Genomic DNA, 18,303 nt, shown 5'->3' on the forward strand with positions numbered 1-18,303 from the left:
TATCCCGTAATAATGGCATTTGGTCGAGTTTTCCTGTTATGGGTATAGACATCGGTTGTTTATTCAGATCTGCTACTATTGGTTTTGATGAACAATGAAAAGGATGAATGAATGCAGCTAAAGCCTTACCAGAGCGAGGATGCGGCGGCTTTGTTGGCCCTGGCAAACAGCGTGCATGGGGCTGGCTACCTCAGTGCCGATGGCTTGTCAGAAATGGCAAAGCTTGGGCTTGCTTCGGGCTTGAATGCAAACTTTGTGGTCTATCAGGATGCAACCTTAGTGGGTTACCGGCTTAGCTTTGCCCCCGGCAACTGGCAGCCCGATCACTGGTGCAGTACCAAACTCTGGCCGGTACCAGCGGAGCAAATGGCGTACTTTAAGTCGGTGGCGGTAGATCCGGCGTATCAGGGGCAGGGCATTGGCAGCCGTATGTTGCGCGCCTCCATTGAGGTGTTGAAACGACAAGGCGCATTGGCGGGGTTGGCGCACTTGTGGATGCAAAGCCCAGGCAACAGTGCGGTGCGGTACTTCAGCCGTGCTGGCGGCAAGCTGTTGGCCGTGCATCCGGATAAGTGGCTGGCGTTATCGCGCCAAAGCGCGGGCTACGATTGCCCGGTCTGCGGCGAGGCGTGCCACTGCACTGCGGCAGAAATGGTATTGACCTTCGAACAATAAAACGGCCTCACAAAGGAGGCCGTTGGCGGATGCTCAAATGCTATCAGAAGCGGGCACGCAAGCCCAGAGTAATAGCACGGCCTGGTAAAGGCGCATCGTCTTTGATAAAGGAGCTGTGGACAAAACCAAGCCGATTGGTCAGGTTGGTGCCCCGGATAAAGGCCGTCATCTCAACGTCATTGACATCGAAGAAGTAGCTCAGGGTGGCATCCAGCATGGTGTAGCCTGAAGTACGGCTTTCCAGCGAGCTGACCCGGTTTTGTTTGGCATAACGGGTTAGGCCAATTTCACCACTCCAGTTTTGCGCTTGATAACGGTACTCGGCACCCAGTTTCATCGGTGGAATACGGGGTAGGTCGTCGCCACCGCGGACTTTGGCCCGGACCTGATCGGCAAATAAGTGCAGCGACTGCGCCTGATCCAGGTAATAACCCATTTCAAACTCAAAACCATACAGGATGGCATTATCCTGCCGGTATTGCAGTACCGGGAAGCTATCATGATGCCCATGGTCGTGCGAATGACCATGATCATGCGAGTGTCCATGATCATGGCCATGGTCGTGAGAGTGACCGTGATCATGCGAGTGGCCATGGTCATGGCCATGACCACCCAGATCGTCCATGCTCAGACCGGTATCTGTCAGATAGATGTAGTTGTTCACTCTGTTGTAAAAGAAGTTGTAGGTAAAACTGAGATTGCCATCGAATTTGCGGAAGGTCAGATCAAAGTTATTGGCCACTTCTTTGTAAAAGCGATCCCGGTTGGGCTCAATGTCGCCATCGTGATGATCAAAAACATACGCCAAGCCGAGCTCGTAGGTTCCGGTTGCCAGGTGCGCGCCGTTGGCATACAGCTCAGATGCACCCGGGGCGCGTTCAGAGCGGCTGGCAGCAAAAGCCCAGGAGAAGCCCGGTTGGAACTCCCATACCACACCGGCCGATAAGCTGGACGCGGTAAAGCTGGCCTCTACATGCTCGTGATCGTCGTGGTCATGACCATGAGAATGGCTGTGGCTGTGATCATGGTCCTGATGACCAAACTCAATGCCATCGGCGTGGTATTTCACCCGCTCCAGGCGGCCACCCAGCTGCAGGGTCAAGTCTCCAAAGCGTTTTTCTTCCAGCACAAAGAGAGCATGGCTGGTGGTTTCGGTATTGGGAGTAAAGGCTTCTTCGCCGGATGCTTTGTAATCATTGCGCAGCAAGTGATAGCCAAAGATCCCATGCCAGCCAGCAAGAGGTTCATGTTCGACGGTTAACCGGGATTCCAGAGTTTTGCTACTGAAAAAGGTCGCAACATGACCATCTTCAATTTCGCTGTGCTCGTAATCGGTGTAGCCAAGGTTTAGGGCAATGGTTTCAATACCTGCCAGCGGATCGTAGATTTCACCAGCCAGATTAAAGCGATTCTGCCGGGCTTTGGCAAAAACGTCGTCATCATGATGGCCGTGATCACTGCTGTGACCGTGATCATGGCCGTGGTCGTGACCATGATCGTCGTGGTCATCATGACCATCATGGCCATGTGCATGGTCGTGCCCGGGAATGCCATACTCCGACTCGGTGCGACCGGCATGAAAGCCCAGTAAACCTCGGCTGCCAATGTAGCTGACACCGGCATTCAGGCTGGTGGTTTCTACCCAGCTGTTGTCGATGTGATCGCTGTGCTCGCCATCGCTGTTGGTAAAATGCGGTACCTTGTAATCATCGGCGTGACGATGCAGCCCATCCAGATGCCAGGCGACTTGGTTGCGGCTGCCATCGTGATTGACGGCAATGGCTTTTTCGTCGGACACAGAGTTAAAACGGGTTTCTACCACCGTATCGGCTTCCGGGCGCAGTTGCCGAGGGATCCGGTTGTCCACCACATTGACCACACCGCCGATGGCGCCGCTGCCGTACAGCAAGGTGGCCGGGCCACGCAAGACTTCGATTTGCTCAGTGGTCAGCGCATCGGCCATGATGGCGTGGTCAGGCCCAGTACGTGACACATCGCCGGTATCCAGACCATTGTTCAAAATGCGCACGCGCGGGCCATCCAGGCCGCGGATCACCGGGCTTGAAGCGACAGGGCCAAAGTAGTTGGCATGCACGCCAGGTTGTTTTTTCAGAGTTTCGCCAATGGTCGGCTCTGTGCGGCGCGACAATTGCTCGCCAGTCAAAACCGACACCGGTGTAGCCATATCCAGGTTGTATTTATGGATGCCTGAAGCCGAGACAATGATGCGTTCAATTTGGCCGCCAGGTTGCATGGTGATGGCCAGAGGACTGGCAGGGTCGGCGATTTGAATGTACTGACCGTCAAAGCCTGGTGCTGTGATGTGCAGCTCGGCATTGGCTGGTGCTGATAAACGGAACTGGCCTTGCGCATCGGTAAAAATGTACTGCTGGCGGCCATGCACATGAATGCGGGCGTTACGAACTGGCTCGCCTTGAGCGTTTTTAACAACACCTGTAATGGCTTGGCCAGCAGACGCTTGCGCTGAAAAGCTGCAGGCAATCATCAGGGCGAGGGCTGAAGGTTTAAAAAAGGATCTCGCTTGGCGCATTGGTTTTCCCTTAAGTTGCTCTTGTGATGTTATAACATTTTACAGTTTCTATGGGCTGCTGCAAGAAGAACTGCTAGCGTCCCTTGGTAAAACCGCTGAATGCACTGATTTATTCGATAAAGTAGCAAGGGTTTGTCTGAACAAATGCCAACAGCTACAATGCCGGCTCACTTTGTTTAGGGTCTGGTTATGAGCTTTTGGTCGGAATTTTTACTGATTGCCACGGTGCATCTGATGGCGGTAGCCAGCCCGGGGCCGGACTTTGCCATCGTGCTGCGTTACGCTGTTCGTTTTGGCAAAGAAGCGGCGCTGGCCGCCAGTTGTGGCATTGGCTTGGGGATTCTGTTGCATGTCACCTATTCTCTGGTCGGTATTGGTTTGTTGATTCAAACCACGCCTTGGCTTTACCTGAGTTTTAGCGTGTTGGCCGCACTTTATTTGAGCTATTTGGGTATTCAGGCGCTGCGCTCTCAGCCGGTGTCTCCGGCTGAAGCCATGGCCAAAGAACAGGTCGAGCCGTCGTTACCCAGGCGAAAAGCCTTAGTAACCGGCTTTATCACCAATGGCCTGAATCCCAAAGCAACCCTGTTTTTTCTGTCACTCTTTGCGGTAGTGATTTCGTCGGAAACCTCACTTGGCATCAAGCTGTTTTATGGTGGTTACATGGCGGTGGCTACCACCTTGTGGTTTTGTTTGCTATCTTTTTTGTTAACCCAGTCTCGGGTGCGCGGTTTTTTATTGCTGAAAGGCTACTGGTTTGATCGCGCCATGGGCCTGCTACTGTTGGCACTGGCTTTGCATCTGATTTGGCAGCTGTTGTTGAATCTATAGCTGTTGCTAAATCCATAATAGTGGGCACTAGAGTCTAAACCCTAGTAGCCGATACAGAGGTAAAGGCGTTAAGGAGCAAACCCCATGTTGATGAATGCCAAAGTCATCAAACTGGATTTGAATTACAGCTGCGCAGAGCATCATCATTTTGCGCAGCAACGCCACTATTTGTCGCCTTACCCGGAAGAGCCCGCTGAGCATTTTGCCCGCAGGGTATTGGCCTGGCTGAGCCTTTATGAACAAAACGCTGAGATGGCACCTCAGCACCGGCGTGGCAAAGATCCTGATCTTTATGTACAGGACGAGCAACAACACTTTCAACTTTGGGCCAGCGTGGACTTATTGGAAGAGAAATACCTGCGCCGTGCTTGCCATCTGTCGGAGCAGGTGCTGCTGTTTTTAAGCCCGGAGGAACAGCAGCAATTTCAACAAGGTCACTATCAGCGCAAAGCATCCTGCTGTGTGGTGCAGCCTGAACAATTGTTGCAACTGTGCGACATGTTCAAACCTCACATGGAACTCAGTGTCTGGCGGGAGGAAGACAGCATTCTGCTGACCGATGGCGACCAGCACCTGGAGTTGTCTGTTCATTGTCAGCACGCGCATTAAAGCCTGCCTTTGCCTGTCGGGGAAAAAGCGCTATAATCGCCGCCCTCAGTTAGTTGCACTGGATTTGCGATCCAGCCAAGCACAGAAGGTTGATTATGTACGTTGTTGCTGCCCTGTATAAATTTGTCCGTTTACCCGATTATCAACAGCTGCGCGATAAGCTGTATCAACTGCTGGTAGAAAACCAGGTGAAAGGCACTTTGTTGCTGGCCGAAGAAGGCATTAATGGCACCATATGTGGCTCCAGAGCCGGTATTGACGCGGTGCAAGCCTGGCTTACCGCAGAAGGTCGTTTTGATGGGTTAAGCTACAAGGAATCCTTTGCCGAAGAGCCTGCCTTTTACCGCACCAAGGTCAAGCTGAAAAAAGAAATTGTCACCATGGGGGTACCGGATGTCGACCCGCAACACATCGTCGGCACCTACGTCAAAGGTGAGGATTGGAACCGATTAATCAGCGATCCGGATACCATAGTGATAGACACCCGCAACGATTACGAAGTGGCTATTGGCACCTTTCAAAATGCCGTCAATCCAAATACCACCTCGTTTCGGGAGTTTCCAGAGTGGGCTGCCAACAATCTGAATCCAGCCAGGCATAAAAAAGTGGCGATGTTTTGTACCGGTGGCATCCGCTGTGAAAAGTCGACGGCTTATTTGAAAGAGCAGGGGTTTGATGAGGTCTACCATCTGGATGGTGGTATTTTAAAATACCTGGAAGAGGTCCCTGCCGAGCAGAGTCTGTGGCAAGGCGAGTGTTTTGTCTTTGACCAGCGGGTCGCGGTGAAGCACGGCCTGGAGCAGGGCAGTTATGACCAGTGCTATGCTTGTCGGATGCCGTTGTCGCAGCAAGACATGCAGTCTGAGCATTACATCAAAGGCTTAAGTTGCCCGCATTGCCACGATAAAACCAGCCCGGAGCAAAAAGCGGCCTTTGCTGAGCGACAAAAACAAGTGCAATTGGCCAAAGCTCGCGGTGAAAAACATATTCGTGACGGTAAAATTGAGCCATAATTTACTGTCATCATAGTGTCACACGGCCAGCCTGATGCTGGCCTTTTTATTGGATAGGCTATGCTACCTTCTCGTTTGCTTTATCTTTGCTTGTTGTTGCCGCTGGCCGGATGCACCCAATTGCCGACAGAGCCTCAGCAAGCGGAGGATTTAACCCTGGTTATTGCCCACATCAATGATCATCACTCCAACCTCGCGCCCAAGCAGCAGTTATCACTGCGGCTGGCAGGGCAGACAACGGAAGTGGAGGTCGGTGGCTTTCCACGTGTTGCCAGCAAATTGCAACAGCTGCAACAACGCCATCCAGAGCTGCTCCGCTTGCATGCCGGTGATGCCATTACCGGCGATCTTTACTACAGCTTGTTTCAGGGCGATGCCGATGCCCACTTTATGCGCGAAGTTTGCTTTGATGCTTTTACCTTGGGCAATCATGAGTTTGATGATGGCGATGCCCATCTGGCGCATTTTATTCAGAGTCTGCACGATGAGCAGTGTCAAACCCCGATCCTATCGGCCAACATTCGCCCCAAAGTTGGCACACCTCTGGCTCCAAACCATGACTGGGAACTGTTTCAGCCCTTCGTGATTCAGGAGGTGGCCGGCCATCAGGTCGCCATTATCGGCCTGACCATCGCCCAGAAAACCCGCCAATCGTCCCAGCCTTTGCCAACCACCGCATTTTTAGACGAGCTTGAAACAGCCCGTGATTACATTGAAAAATTGCAGCAGCAAGGCATTGGCAAGTTTGTGCTGTTGACCCACTACGGTTACCTGAACGACATTCTGCTGGCGCAGCGATTACCGGCAGTCGATGTGATCGTCGGCGGCGATTCGCACAGCCTATTGGGCGACTTTGCGCCGATTGGCCTGACCGCCGACGGCGACTACCCGACGGTGGTGACCAATTTGGACGGTGCTCCTGTCTGCATCGTGCAGGGCAAAGATTACTCACAAGTGGTTGGGGAGCTTATCGTACACTTTGAAGGGGATCGGGTAAAACGGTGTGAAGGCCGGCCGCATTTATTGATTGGCGATAATTTCAACCGCGATGGACAGCCACTCAGTGATAAGCAGCGGCAAGAGGTGCTGGCATTTGTTGCTGACTCTGAGGTCCTGAGTCTGGTTGAGCCGGATCCGGCTTTGCAATCTTTGCTGGAGTTTTATAGTACCCGTATTGATGAGCTGGCCGCACAACACATTGCCTACCTGCCAGAGCGTTTGTGCCGGATGGATCCCGGCGAGCCACGTGAAGAGAGCTGCGGCACGGCCAACCAGTCCGACTTGCATTTCGTGGTGAGTCAGGCATTTTTGCAGCAAAGCCGCCAGGCCGATATTGCCTTGCAAAATGCCGGTGGTGTCCGCACCGACCTGCCAGCCGGCCCACTGAGCATTGCGCAGGTCTATCAGCTGCTGCCTTTCTCCAATACCTTGATCCACTTGCAGATGTTTGGACATGAGATTAAGCAGGTGCTGGAAGATGCCATTGATTACTCGATCACACCGGGTGCATCCACCGGCGGTTACCCCCATGGCGCCGGCATTCGGTTTGATGTCGATCTGACCAAGCCAAAAAATCAGCGGGTAAGCGCTATTGAAGTGAAGCGGGAAGGGCGGTGGCAGCCGTTGCAACCCGAGACATCGTATCTGGTCGTGACCAACAGCTTTATTGCCTCCGGTCAGGATGGCTGGGCAACCTTTGGCCGGGTGATGGCGGCGGATAGGTATCAGGACACCTACATTAATTACGCTCAGGCTTTTATTGATTTTGCCCGTGAGCAGGGGGTGTTATCGCGTCCTGACTCCAGTTTGCACAGCACCCAAGGCATTAAACTTCCATAAAAACCGTGCGCATCATCGGTCATTGATCTGGCTGATGATGCGACTAAATCGAAAGAAAACCCTCTAATTTTGCACTATTTGTCTATTTTTCCGTAGGCTAGACTGATGCTGTCTTTTAAATTACGGAGTATTTCGATGAAAGCTGCATTAGTTGCTTCAGTTATCCTGCTAGGCTCTGCAATGAGCTTTTCACCTCGTGTCGCTCAGGCTGCTGATTATCATATTGATACGGAAGGTGCTCATGCCTTTATTCAGTTTAGAGTGAATCATCTTGGTTTTAGCTGGCTTTACGGCCGCTTTAATCAGTTCACTGGCAGCTTTCATTACGATGCTGCGGATTTATCCACTGCCCATATCGGCTTGACCATTGATACCAGCAGCATTGACAGCAACCATCAGGAGCGTGATCAGCATCTGCGCAGTGCGGATTTCTTGAATGTAGCAGCCCATCCAGAAGCGCATTTTCGCAGCACACAAATTAAAGCAACCGACGATGGACGCCTTGCTGTGCATGGTGAGCTGACATTAAATGGCATCACCAGGGCGCTGGTGATTGATGCTGAAAAAATGGGCGAGGGCACAGATCCCTGGGGCGGCCATCGGGCTGGTTTTTCCGGGACCACTAAATTTGCATTGCGGGACTTTGGGATTAATTATGACCTTGGCCCAGCGGCGACTCATGTGTATCTAGACTTGACTGTGGAAGGGATCCGTCAGTAAACGGCTGTTACCCCGGCAGCTCGATGGCAATATCTCCAACCGGAACGCTGCAACAGGGCAAGAACTCCCCTGGCCGGACAAAGGCCAGGGGCTCTTGCAGATAACGCACTTGGCCGGAGCGTAGGTGGCAGCGACAGGCGCCACAATAGCCTTCGCGGCATTGATAGTGCACGCTGAACCTGGCCTGCTCCAGCGCAATCAGCAGATTGGGCTGGTTGCTAAACTCCAGGCTTTGCTCAGCGTTTACCTGCACTTTAGCCATGCGGCATTAAATCACAGATCAAAATCACCGAAGTCACTGCTGTCGACCTGGTTGTCAATCTGTCCCACCAGATAAGAGCTGATTTCAGCTTCCTGCGGCGCAACCTGCACGTTGTCCGATACCAACCAGGCGTTGATCCAGGGAATGGGGTTTTGATTGGTCGGGTAAATGGGTTTCAATCCAATCGCATGCATCCGAATGTTGGTGATGTACTCAACGTACTGACACAGGATGTCTTTGTTCAGCCCTATCATCGAGCCATCTTTGAACAAATAGGCGGCCCAGGCTTTTTCCTGCTCGGCGGCTTTATGGAAAATAGCGATGGCGTCTTGTTCGCATTCTTTGGCAATCTCACCCATTTCCGCATCGTCTTCACCGGCGGCAATGATGTTCAGCATGTGCTGGGTACCTGTCAGGTGCAAGGCTTCATCGCGGGCGATCAGCTTGATGATTTTGGCATTGCCTTCCATCAGCTCACGCTCGGCAAAAGCAAAGCTGCAGGCGAAGCTGACGTAGAAGCGGATGGCTTCCAGCACATTGACCGACATCAGGCAGAGGTAAAGCTTCTTCTTTAAATCACGCAGACTGACAGCTTTGCTCTGACCATTGACAGTATGGCTGCCAGAGCCACACAGGTTGTACAAATTAAACGAATCAATCAAATCATCGTAGTAACGCGTTACATCTTCAGCCCGCTCCATGATGTTTTGATTGAGCATGATGTCATCAAACACCTTGTGCGGCTCGGCGCTGATGTTGCGGACGATGTGGGTGTAGCTGCGGCTGTGGATGGTTTCACTGAAGGCCCAGGTTTCAATCCAGGTTTCCAGCTCCGGCAAGGACACCAGCGGCAGCAAGGCGACATTGGGCGAGCGCCCCTGCACCGAATCCAGCAAGGTTTGGTATTTCAGGTTGCTTAAAAAGATGTGTTTTTCGTGCTCAGGCAAATTTTGAAAATCAATGCGGTCTTTGCTGACATCCACTTCTTCCGGACGCCAGAAAAAAGACAGTTGTTTTTCGATCAGCTTTTCGAAAATCGGGTATTTTTGTTGATCGTAACGGGAGACATTGACAGGGTTGCCGAAAAACATCGGCTCTTTCATTTGATCGTTAATCTCACGATTAAAAGTGGTGTACGCCATGGCGTGGTTCTCTTCCTCAATCCATCAAAAAGGCGGGCCAATCAGGCCCGCCATGCAGCTTAAATTTTGCAGGCACCGCCAGCGCAGCCATCGTCTTCTGCTTCAGGAATGTCTTCCTGTGCATCGGCTGCTCCATCACGGGTGTTGTGGTAATACAGGGTTTTGACGCCGAGCTTGTATGCCGTCAGCAAATCTTTAAGCAAGAGTTTCATCGGCACCCGGCCGCCGTCAAAGCGGTTCGGATCGTAATTGGTATTGGCCGAAATGGTCTGATCGACAAACTTCTGCATAATGCCGACCAGCGACAGGTAGCCATCGTTGCCAGGCATATCCCACAGCAGTTCGTACTGATCTTTTAAACGCTCGTACTCGGGTACGACCTGCTTTAGAATGCCATCTTTACTGGCTTTGACACTGACATGGCCGCGTGGTGGCTCAATGCCGTTGGTGGCATTGGAGATCTGCGACGACGTCTCCGATGGCATCAGAGCCGACAAAGTAGAGTTGCGCAAACCGAACGCCATCACATCCTGACGCAGACGATCCCAATCCAGTTGCAGCGGCTCGCTGCAGACGGCATCGAGTTCTTTTTTGTAGCTGTCGGTTGGCATAATGCCTTGGGCGTAGGTGGTCTCGTTAAACTTAGGGCAAGGACCGAATTCTTTGGCCAGTTGCATGGAGGCTTTCAGCAAGTAGTACTGAATGGCTTCGAAGGTGCGGTGCGTCAAACCATTGGCCGAACCATCCGAATACTTCACGCCATTTTTGGCCAGGTAGTAGGCGTAGTTGATCACGCCAACGCCCAAGGTACGACGTCCCATGGTGGCATTGCGAGCTGCAGGGATAGGGTAGTCCTGGTAATCCAGCAGGCTGTCCAGTGCTCGGACGATCAAATCCGACAGCTCTTCAAGCTCGTCCAGGTTGTCCAGGGCACCCAGGTTGAAAGCCGACAAGGTACAAAGCGCAATCTCACCTTCTTCATCGTTGACATCGCGCAGCGGCTTGGTGGGCAGTGCAATCTCAAGGCAGAGGTTGCTTTGACGCACCGGAGCTACTTTCGGATCAAAGGGGCTGTGGGTGTTGCAGTGATCAACATTCTGCAGGTAAATACGGCCGGTACTGGCGCGCTCCTGCATAAAGAGGGTAAACAACTCGACCGCTTTGATGCGCTTTTTACGAATGCTGTCATCGGCTTCGTATTGCACATACAGCTGTTCAAACTTCTCCTGATCTTCAAAAAACGCATCGTACAGTCCTGGGACATCCGATGGGCTGAACAGGGTAATGAAGCCGTCTTTGATCAGACGCTGGTACATCAGCCGGTTGAACTGCACGCCGTAATCCAGATGACGCACGCGGTTCTCTTCGACACCACGGTTGTTTTTCAGCACCAGCAAGGATTCAACTTCCAAATGCCAGAGTGGGTAGAACAAGGTTGCGGCACCACCGCGCACGCCGCCTTGCGAGCAGCTTTTCACCGCGGTCTGGAAGTGCTTGTAAAACGGAATACAGCCGGTATGGAAAGCTTCACCATGACGAATAGGGCTGCCGAGTGCACGAATACGGCCGGCATTGATGCCGATACCGGCACGCTGGCTGACGTATTTCACAATAGCACTGGCCGTAGCATTGATAGAGTCCAGGCTGTCACCACACTCAATCAGTACGCAAGAACTGAATTGGCGGGTTGGGGTGCGAACACCGGCCATAATCGGGGTAGGCAACGACAGTTTAAACAACGAAATGGCATCGTAAAAACGGCGGACATAGCCCAGCCGGGTGTCTTTCGGGTAATTGGCAAACAAACAAGCAGCGACCAGCATGTACAGAAACTGAGCACTTTCAAAGATCTGGCCTGTGACCCGGTTTTGTACCAGGTATTTGCCTTCCAGCTGTTTGACCGCTGCATAGCTGAAATTTAAATCGCGGCTGTGGTCAATAAAGCTGTCCAGTTGTTCAATTTCGGCTTTGCTGTAGTCCTGCAGCAGGTGCTGATCGTAACGGCTGCTTTCAACCATCCGCACAATGTGATCATACAAGGCTGGCGGCTCAAAGCGACCATAGGCTTTTTTACGCAAGTGAAAGACGGCCAGACGGGCAGCAAGGTACTGGTAATCCGGTGTGCTTTTGGAAATCAGATCGGCTGCGGCCTTGATGATGGTTTCGTGGATATCCTCGGTTTTGATGCCATCGTAAAACTGGATGTGCGACTTTAGCTCCACTTGTGAAACCGACACACTTTGCAATCCTTCAGCGGCCCAGGTGATGACCCGATGAATTTTATCCAGATCCAATGGCTCCCGACTGCCATCCCGCTTCGTCACATACAATGTTGTCATGCTGAAATACCCACTTTTTGCGTCCGTTTAAAGGTGCTGCCGCTTTGATTGCTCTCGCAAAGACGATTGAGCCCGGTTGTTTTTTCACCCCGAACTGCTGCTTCAATACACAATATATAGGGGTGGCGGCTAACTGGATCACAAGATAGTGTGGATTTGCCGGTTTTGCAAGTCAGAAAAAACCACAGTTTTGGTACGGGGTTTGCTACAGTATTTCGATTGAAGGCAGCGAAGCCAACGCCTGACTGGCTTCGCCCAAATGCAAGTTATTTTTACGCGAAAAAAACTATTCTTATTCGCCTGTCTGACCAGTTAAATAAGCATCAGATTGATGGTTTTTTTGCCACCACAAAGTAGTTGACGTCCAGGCCCGGCCCAAGCTTAAAGTGATGTGTCAACGGATTGAAATGCAGACCAGTGGCAGCGGTAATGGTAAGACCAGCCTGCTCGGCAAAACGCATCAGCTGCGAGGGGCGGATAAATTTGCTGTAATCGTGCGTTCCTTTGGGCACCAGTTGCAACAGATATTCGGCACCGACAATCGCCATGGCATAGGCTTTCCAGCTTTTGCTGATGGTTGAAAACACCACGGTGCCGCCGGGCGCTACCAAATTGGCACAGGCCTGGACGACCGAAGCAGGTTCGGGTACATGCTCCAGCATTTCCATGCAGGTGACCAGTTCGTATTGGCCTGGCGCGCGCGCGGCAAAGTCTTCGGCTGTGCTTTGTTGGTAATCAACCTTCAGGCCCGCTTCCAGCGCGTGCAGCCTGGCGACCATCAGAGCTTCATCGGCCATATCAATGCCGGTTACCTCAGCACCTACCCGGGCCATGCTTTCCGCCAGGATACCGCCACCACAGCCAACATCAATGACTTGCTTACCGAACAAACCACCCACTTGATCGCTGATGTAGCCAAGCCGGGTCGGGTTCAGTAAATGCAGCGGTTTAAATTCACCATCCGGATCCCACCAGCGTGTGGCGATTTCATTGAATTTAGCGATTTCAGCAGCATCAACATTGCTGTGCTGGGTGGGGCTGTCGGCCATCAGGCAGGTCTCCTAGAAGTTTTCGCTATTATAAGCCGACGCCGGTCCACTGCAAGCAAAGCTCGGGTCGTCGTTTACTTTTCAGTCAACAGGGCCAAAGGGCCATGGCAAGTGCAATTTTCTGTGGTAGAATCCGATGTTGCCCCGCAACTAAGAACGGCGATAAATGCGGGTTATCTCCATGATTTAAGGGAAAAAGCGCGATTATGACAGAGCTGGCAAAAGAAATTGTTCCCATCAATATAGAAGACGAACTTAAGAACTCCTACCTTGATTACGCCATGAGCGTCATTGTCGGCCGGGCATTGCCGGATGTGCGGGATGGCTTAAAGCCTGTGCATCGCCGGGTTCTGTTCGCAATGAAAGAGCTGGGCAATGATTGGAACAAACCTTACAAAAAATCGGCCCGTGTAGTCGGTGACGTCATCGGTAAATACCACCCACACGGTGACAGTGCGGTCTACGACACCATTGTCCGTATGGCGCAGCCTTTTTCCTTACGTTACATGTTGGTCGATGGCCAGGGGAACTTTGGTTCCATCGATGGTGACTCAGCAGCGGCCATGCGTTACACCGAAGTACGGATGGCACGCATTGCCCACGAGCTTTTAGCCGACCTTGACAAAGAGACGGTTGATTTTGTGCCCAACTACGATGGCACTGAGCAAATCCCAGGCGTTCTGCCGACCCGTTTGCCGAACTTGCTGATCAATGGCTCCTCAGGCATCGCCGTCGGTATGGCCACCAACATACCGCCGCACAACTTAACTGAAGTGATTGACGCCTGTCTGGCCTTGATTGCCAACCCTGAGATCAGCATCCCTGAGCTGATGCAACTGATCCCGGGACCAGACTTCCCAACTGCAGCCATTATTAACGGTCGCAAAGGCATTGAAGAAGCCTACCGCACCGGTCGGGGTAAAGTGTACATCCGGGCTCGTACCGAGATTGAAACCGACGAAAAAACTGGCCGCGAGACCATTATTGTCAACGAGCTGCCGTATCAGGTGAACAAAGCACGGCTGATTGAAAAAATCGCTGAGCTGGTGAAAGAAAAGCGCATCGAAGGTATTTCGGCGCTGCGGGATGAATCCGACAAAGACGGCATGCGGATTGTCATTGAACTCAAGCGTGGTGAGTCCAGCGATGTGCTGCTCAACCACCTTTACACCAATACCCAGATGCAAACGGTGTTTGGCATCAACATGGTCGCACTGGATCAGGGCCAGCCGAAACTGCTGGGCCTGAAAGAGATGCTGGAGTGCTTTGTGTTGCACCGCCGTGAGGTGGTGACACGCCGCACCGTTTACGACTTACGCAAAGCACGCGATCGGGCGCATATCTTAGAAGGCCTGGCCATTGCACTGGCCAACATCGATGAAATCATTGAGTTAATCAAAACATCTGCCAGCCCGGCCGAGGCCAAACTGGCTCTGACCGAGCGCAGCTGGCAGCTGGGCAGTGTCAGTGCCATGCTAGAGCGGGCAGGGCAAGATGCCGCTCGCCCTGAATGGTTGGAAGAGCATTACGGCATTCGCGATGGCCACTACTTCCTTACCGAGCAACAAGCTCAGGCCATTTTGGATTTGCGCTTGCACAAATTGACCGGTCTTGAGCACGAAAAGATCCTGGCCGAGTACAAAGATCTACTGGCGCTGATTGCCGAGTTGCTGCATATCCTGGCCAGCTCTGAACGTTTGATGGAAGTGATTTGCGAAGAGCTTAATGCCGCCAAAGAGCAATACGGCGATGCCCGTCGGACAGAAATCCTGGAAAACGAGCTGGATATCAACTTAGAAGATCTCATCACTGAAGAAGATGTAGTCGTGACCTTGTCACACCTCGGTTATGCCAAGTATCAGCCTCTGACCGATTACGAAGCACAGCGTCGTGGTGGTAAAGGCAAAGCCGCTACCAAGGTAAAAGATGAAGACTTTGTCGATCAGCTGTTGGTTGCCAGCACCCACGATACCATTTTGTGTTTCTCTGACCGGGGCCGCTTGTACTGGCTCAAAGTGTATCAGTTGCCACAGGCCAGCCGCATCTCTCGCGGCAAGCCAATCGTCAACTTGCTGCCTCTGGAGGCCGATGAGCGCATTACCGCCATATTGCCGGTCCGCGAGTACGAAGAAGGCAAGTTTGTCTTTATGGCCACCGCCAAAGGCACGGTGAAGAAAACCCCGTTGACCGATTACTCACGGCCACGCAGCAGCGGCATCATTGCGGTGAACCTGAATGAAGGTGATCAGCTGATTGGTGTTGGTCTGACCGATGGCAACAGCGAGATTATGCTGTTCTCAGATGATGGCAAAGTGGTGCGCTTTGATGAAGGCCAGGTTCGCGCAATGGGGCGGACTGCAACCGGTGTTCGCGGCATCAAGCTGCGTGACAATGGCACTGTGGTGTCCCTCATTATTCCGCAAGGAGATGGAGCTGTGCTGACTGTGACGGAAAATGGCTACGGCAAACGAACGGCGCTTAGCGAGTATCCGGCCAAGAGCCGTGCCACCCAAGGGGTGGTCTCGATCAAAGTCTCTGAGCGCAACGGCATGGTGGTCGGTGCGGTTCAGGTGAATGAATCCGACGAAATCATGCTGATCTCGAACAAAGGTACCCTGGTTCGCACCCGGGTACAGGAAGTTTCTGAAGTCGGGCGCAATACTCAGGGCGTGATCCTGATCCGTACCTCTGGCGATGAGCAAGTGGTTGGGGTGCAGCGCATCGACGAAATTGAAGAACAAGAGTTGCCCGCCGAGGATGGTGAGGTAGCCACAGACAACCAGGCCGAACCCGGCAGTGCGCCGGATCAAGCGGCCGATAACGACCAGGTATAACACTCAGGTGAACGAGCGCATTAGCGCTCGTTTCTGTTTCAGGCGAGGAGTGTGGAGTAAAAACACAGCATGACCACTTACAATTTTTGTGCCGGCCCGGCAATGTTGCCAGCCGAAGTAATGCAGCAGGCACAAGCTGAGTTTATCAACTGGCAGCAGCACGGCTGCTCGGTTATGGAGTTAAGCCATCGCAGCAAGGCATTTATGGCCGTTGCTGAACAAGCAGAGCAAGACTTGCGCGACTTGTTGTGCATTCCGGATCATTACAAGGTGCTTTTCATGCACGGCGGTGGTCGAGGGCAATTTTCTGCGGTGCCACTAAACCTGTTAAGTCAGACGGGCGAAGCCGATTATCTGGTATCGGGCTCCTGGTCTCAGGCAGCTGCCGAAGAGGCTGCCAAATTCGGCCGTATCCGCAGCCTGGACATTCGTCAGCGTGTCGGTGAGCTGCGCAGTTTGCAGCATCCGTCGGAGTGGGCGCTCAACCCCAAAGCCGATTATGTGCACTTTTGCCCGAACGAGACAGTGGATGGCCTGGAATTTACCGACTTGCCTGACACCGAGGTACCGCTGGTGGCCGATCTGTCGTCCACCATCTTGTCGCGGCCTATTGATGTCAGCCGCTTCGGCTTGATTTATGCCGGCGCCCAGAAAAATATCGGTCCTTCTGGTCTGACCCTGGTCATCGTGCGTGAAGATTTGCTGGAACGTGCTGCCAACAAAGCCATCCCGGCGATTATGGATTACGCATTAACCGCTAAAAACGACAGCATGTTCAATACCCCGCCAACCTTTGCCTGGTATCTGGCTGGCCTTGTGTTTCAATGGTTGAAGCAGCAAGGGGGGCTGGATGCAATGGCGAAGCACAACCAGACTAAGGCAGAGCGTCTGTATCAGTATATCGACCGAAGTGCCTTTTACCGCAATGATGTCGACCCGGCGGTACGCTCCTGGATGAATGTGCCCTTTATGTTGGCCGACGATGCCTTAAACGATCGCTTTGTCAAAGAAGCGGAAGTTGCCGGCTTGCTGGCTTTAAAAGGGCATCGCCTGGTTGGTGGTATGCGGGCCAGTATCTACAATGCCATGCCATTGGCTGGCGTTGACGCCCTGATTGCATTTATGCAGGATTTTGAGCGGAGCCACGGATGAACAGCCTGACTTTAAATCCCATCGCCCGGGTCGAGGGCACCGTGCACTTACCGGGTTCGAAAAGCATTTCCAACCGGGTGCTGTTGCTGGCGGCACTGGCAAAAGGTGAAACCCGTATCACCAACTTGCTGGATAGCGACGATATCCGTCACATGCTAACGGCGTTGAAGCAGCTCGGCGTGTCTTATCAGCTCAGCGCCGATCGGACCGAGTGCCTGGTCAACGGCCTGGCCGGTTTTTTCAAAAGTGCCGAGCCGGTAGAACTTTTCTTAGGCAATGCCGGCACAGCAATGCGGCCTTTAACGGCAGCCTTGGCGGCATCCGAGGTCACCGCCCATTTAAAAGGTGAACCACGGATGTACGAGCGTCCGATAGGTCATCTGGTCGAGGCCTTGCAGCAATGGCAAGCCGACATCGACTACGAAAAAGAGCCGGGCTTTCCGCCGCTGACCATCCGTGGCCAGACCCTGCCAGGCGGTGTGGCCCGGGTCAATGGCAGCATCTCCAGTCAGTTTTTGACGGCCTTGCTGATGATAGCGCCAATGCTGGAAAACGACAGCACCATCGAAATCGTTGGCGAGCTGGTTTCCAAGCCATACATTGATATTACGCTGGCACTGATGGCCCGTTTTGGTGTCAGTGTTCAAAACGACCGTTACCAGCGTTTTACCATTCGTGGCCAGCAGCGTTACCAAAGCCCGGGGACCATCCTGGTGGAAGGAGATGCTTCTTCGGCTTCCTACTTTTTGGCGGCGGCTGCCATTCGCGGTGGGACGGTCAAAGTGACCGGCATTGGTCGTCATGCGGTGCAAGGCGATATTCATTTTGCCGATGCGCTTGAAAAAATGGGCGCGGATGTCGATTGGGGAGACGACTTTATCCAGGTAACGCGTAACGAATTGCATGGCATTGATATGGATTTTAACGCCATACCGGATGCAGCCATGACCATCGCCACAACGGCACTCTTTGCCAAAGGGCCAACTTGTATCCGCAATGTCTACAACTGGCGGGTGAAAGAAACCGACCGACTGGCGGCCATGGCAACCGAGCTGAAAAAAGTCGGAGCCCTGGTGGAAGAAGGTCAGGATTACCTGACGATTACGCCTCCGGCCAAACTGCAGCATGCCAGCATCGCCACCTACGATGATCACCGTATGGCGATGTGTTTTTCGCTGGTAGCGCTCAGCGACACACCAGTGACGATTGAAGACCCAGAGTGTACCCGCAAAACCTTTCCAAACTACTTCACTTTGTTTCAGTCACTTTCAAGTTAGTTTAACTTTA

At 52.7% G+C, this 18,303-nt stretch carries 14 protein-coding genes; 9 read left to right on the plus strand and 5 right to left on the minus strand.

Annotation, left to right across the window (positions count from 1 at the left end):
- Positions 1 to 111: 111 nt before the first annotated feature.
- The gene (locus tag Q3O59_RS06490) at positions 112 to 675 is read left to right on the plus strand and encodes a GNAT family N-acetyltransferase (protein ID WP_305944798.1); all 564 of its coding nucleotides are present in this window, start codon (positions 112 to 114) and stop codon (positions 673 to 675) included.
- 43 nt (positions 676 to 718) lie between these two features.
- On the opposite strand, the gene Q3O59_RS06495 is transcribed toward Q3O59_RS06490, so the two are convergent.
- Positions 719 to 3,226, minus strand: coding sequence for a TonB-dependent receptor (locus Q3O59_RS06495; RefSeq protein ID WP_305944799.1), 2,508 nt, complete (start codon positions 3,224 to 3,226; stop codon positions 719 to 721).
- A 189-nt stretch (positions 3,227 to 3,415) separates the two neighbouring features.
- On the opposite strand from Q3O59_RS06495, the gene Q3O59_RS06500 reads away from it, so the two are divergent.
- The 5 genes from Q3O59_RS06500 to Q3O59_RS06520 all read left to right on the plus strand — a co-directional run bounded on the left by Q3O59_RS06500 (position 3,416) and on the right by Q3O59_RS06520 (position 8,238).
- Complete coding sequence (locus Q3O59_RS06500; protein ID WP_305944800.1) at positions 3,416 to 4,057, plus strand: LysE family translocator; 642 nt, start codon at positions 3,416 to 3,418, stop codon at positions 4,055 to 4,057.
- 84 nt (positions 4,058 to 4,141) lie between these two features.
- Positions 4,142 to 4,666, plus strand: a complete 525-nt coding sequence (locus Q3O59_RS06505) for a YaeQ family protein (RefSeq protein ID WP_305944801.1) — start codon at positions 4,142 to 4,144, stop codon at positions 4,664 to 4,666.
- 95 nt (positions 4,667 to 4,761) lie between these two features.
- A complete protein-coding gene (gene trhO / locus Q3O59_RS06510) occupies positions 4,762 to 5,679 on the plus strand; it encodes an oxygen-dependent tRNA uridine(34) hydroxylase TrhO (RefSeq protein ID WP_305944802.1) in 918 nt (305 codons plus the stop codon).
- Positions 5,680 to 5,739: 60 nt separating this feature from the next.
- Positions 5,740 to 7,518 (plus strand): bifunctional metallophosphatase/5'-nucleotidase, encoded by a 1,779-nt coding sequence (locus Q3O59_RS06515; RefSeq protein WP_305944803.1) that lies wholly within the window; start codon positions 5,740 to 5,742, stop codon positions 7,516 to 7,518.
- Between the two features lie 135 nt (positions 7,519 to 7,653).
- A complete protein-coding gene (locus Q3O59_RS06520; RefSeq protein WP_305944804.1) occupies positions 7,654 to 8,238 on the plus strand; it encodes a YceI family protein in 585 nt (194 codons plus the stop codon).
- Between the two features lie 7 nt (positions 8,239 to 8,245).
- Here Q3O59_RS06520 and yfaE read toward each other — a convergent pair whose 3' ends face one another.
- The 4 genes from yfaE to ubiG form a co-directional block, all read right to left on the minus strand.
- Positions 8,246 to 8,500: a class I ribonucleotide reductase maintenance protein YfaE gene (gene yfaE / locus Q3O59_RS06525; protein WP_305944805.1), complete on the minus strand. Its 255-nt coding sequence runs from the start codon at positions 8,498 to 8,500 to the stop codon at positions 8,246 to 8,248.
- An 11-nt stretch (positions 8,501 to 8,511) separates the two neighbouring features.
- Positions 8,512 to 9,642 (minus strand): class Ia ribonucleoside-diphosphate reductase subunit beta, encoded by a 1,131-nt coding sequence (gene nrdB / locus Q3O59_RS06530; RefSeq protein WP_305944806.1) that lies wholly within the window; start codon positions 9,640 to 9,642, stop codon positions 8,512 to 8,514.
- Between the two features lie 59 nt (positions 9,643 to 9,701).
- Positions 9,702 to 11,981 carry a class 1a ribonucleoside-diphosphate reductase subunit alpha gene (nrdA, locus tag Q3O59_RS06535; protein WP_305944807.1) on the minus strand — a complete coding sequence of 760 codons (2,280 nt, stop codon included), beginning with the start codon at positions 11,979 to 11,981 and terminating at the stop codon, positions 9,702 to 9,704.
- 323 nt (positions 11,982 to 12,304) lie between these two features.
- On the minus strand, positions 12,305 to 13,030 hold the full coding sequence (gene ubiG, locus Q3O59_RS06540) for a bifunctional 2-polyprenyl-6-hydroxyphenol methylase/3-demethylubiquinol 3-O-methyltransferase UbiG (RefSeq protein ID WP_369812359.1): 726 nt from the start codon (positions 13,028 to 13,030) through the stop codon (positions 12,305 to 12,307).
- Between the two features lie 206 nt (positions 13,031 to 13,236).
- Here ubiG and gyrA point away from each other — a divergent pair, with 206 nt between their 5' ends.
- The 3 genes from gyrA to aroA all read left to right on the plus strand — a co-directional run bounded on the left by gyrA (position 13,237) and on the right by aroA (position 18,293).
- A complete protein-coding gene (gyrA, locus tag Q3O59_RS06545; protein WP_305944808.1) occupies positions 13,237 to 15,864 on the plus strand; it encodes a DNA topoisomerase (ATP-hydrolyzing) subunit A in 2,628 nt (875 codons plus the stop codon).
- A 69-nt stretch (positions 15,865 to 15,933) separates the two neighbouring features.
- Positions 15,934 to 17,016, plus strand: a complete 1,083-nt coding sequence (serC, locus tag Q3O59_RS06550) for a 3-phosphoserine/phosphohydroxythreonine transaminase (RefSeq protein WP_305944809.1) — start codon at positions 15,934 to 15,936, stop codon at positions 17,014 to 17,016.
- Entirely contained in the window at positions 17,013 to 18,293 is a 1,281-nt protein-coding gene (gene aroA / locus Q3O59_RS06555) for a 3-phosphoshikimate 1-carboxyvinyltransferase (RefSeq protein WP_305944810.1), read from the plus strand. The genes serC and aroA overlap by 4 nt, the downstream gene beginning before the upstream one ends.
- Positions 18,294 to 18,303: the final 10 nt, after the last annotated feature.

Source organism: Alkalimonas delamerensis, from assembly GCF_030717955.1.
Lineage (GTDB): Bacteria > Pseudomonadota > Gammaproteobacteria > Enterobacterales > Alteromonadaceae > Alkalimonas > Alkalimonas delamerensis.

Coding starts and splice junctions, on each gene's coding strand:
- Q3O59_RS06490 (WP_305944798.1), top strand. CDS start 112: ATGCAGCTAAAGCCTTACCAGAGCGAGGATGCGGCGGCTTTGTTGGCC.
- Q3O59_RS06495 (WP_305944799.1), bottom strand. CDS start 3,226: ATGCGCCAAGCGAGATCCTTTTTTAAACCTTCAGCCCTCGCCCTGATG.
- Q3O59_RS06500 (WP_305944800.1), top strand. CDS start 3,416: ATGAGCTTTTGGTCGGAATTTTTACTGATTGCCACGGTGCATCTGATG.
- Q3O59_RS06505 (WP_305944801.1), top strand. CDS start 4,142: ATGTTGATGAATGCCAAAGTCATCAAACTGGATTTGAATTACAGCTGC.
- trhO (WP_305944802.1), top strand. CDS start 4,762: ATGTACGTTGTTGCTGCCCTGTATAAATTTGTCCGTTTACCCGATTAT.
- Q3O59_RS06515 (WP_305944803.1), top strand. CDS start 5,740: ATGCTACCTTCTCGTTTGCTTTATCTTTGCTTGTTGTTGCCGCTGGCC.
- Q3O59_RS06520 (WP_305944804.1), top strand. CDS start 7,654: ATGAAAGCTGCATTAGTTGCTTCAGTTATCCTGCTAGGCTCTGCAATG.
- yfaE (WP_305944805.1), bottom strand. CDS start 8,500: ATGGCTAAAGTGCAGGTAAACGCTGAGCAAAGCCTGGAGTTTAGCAAC.
- nrdB (WP_305944806.1), bottom strand. CDS start 9,642: ATGGCGTACACCACTTTTAATCGTGAGATTAACGATCAAATGAAAGAG.
- nrdA (WP_305944807.1), bottom strand. CDS start 11,981: ATGACAACATTGTATGTGACGAAGCGGGATGGCAGTCGGGAGCCATTG.
- ubiG (WP_369812359.1), bottom strand. CDS start 13,030: ATGGCCGACAGCCCCACCCAGCACAGCAATGTTGATGCTGCTGAAATC.
- gyrA (WP_305944808.1), top strand. CDS start 13,237: ATGACAGAGCTGGCAAAAGAAATTGTTCCCATCAATATAGAAGACGAA.
- serC (WP_305944809.1), top strand. CDS start 15,934: ATGACCACTTACAATTTTTGTGCCGGCCCGGCAATGTTGCCAGCCGAA.
- aroA (WP_305944810.1), top strand. CDS start 17,013: ATGAACAGCCTGACTTTAAATCCCATCGCCCGGGTCGAGGGCACCGTG.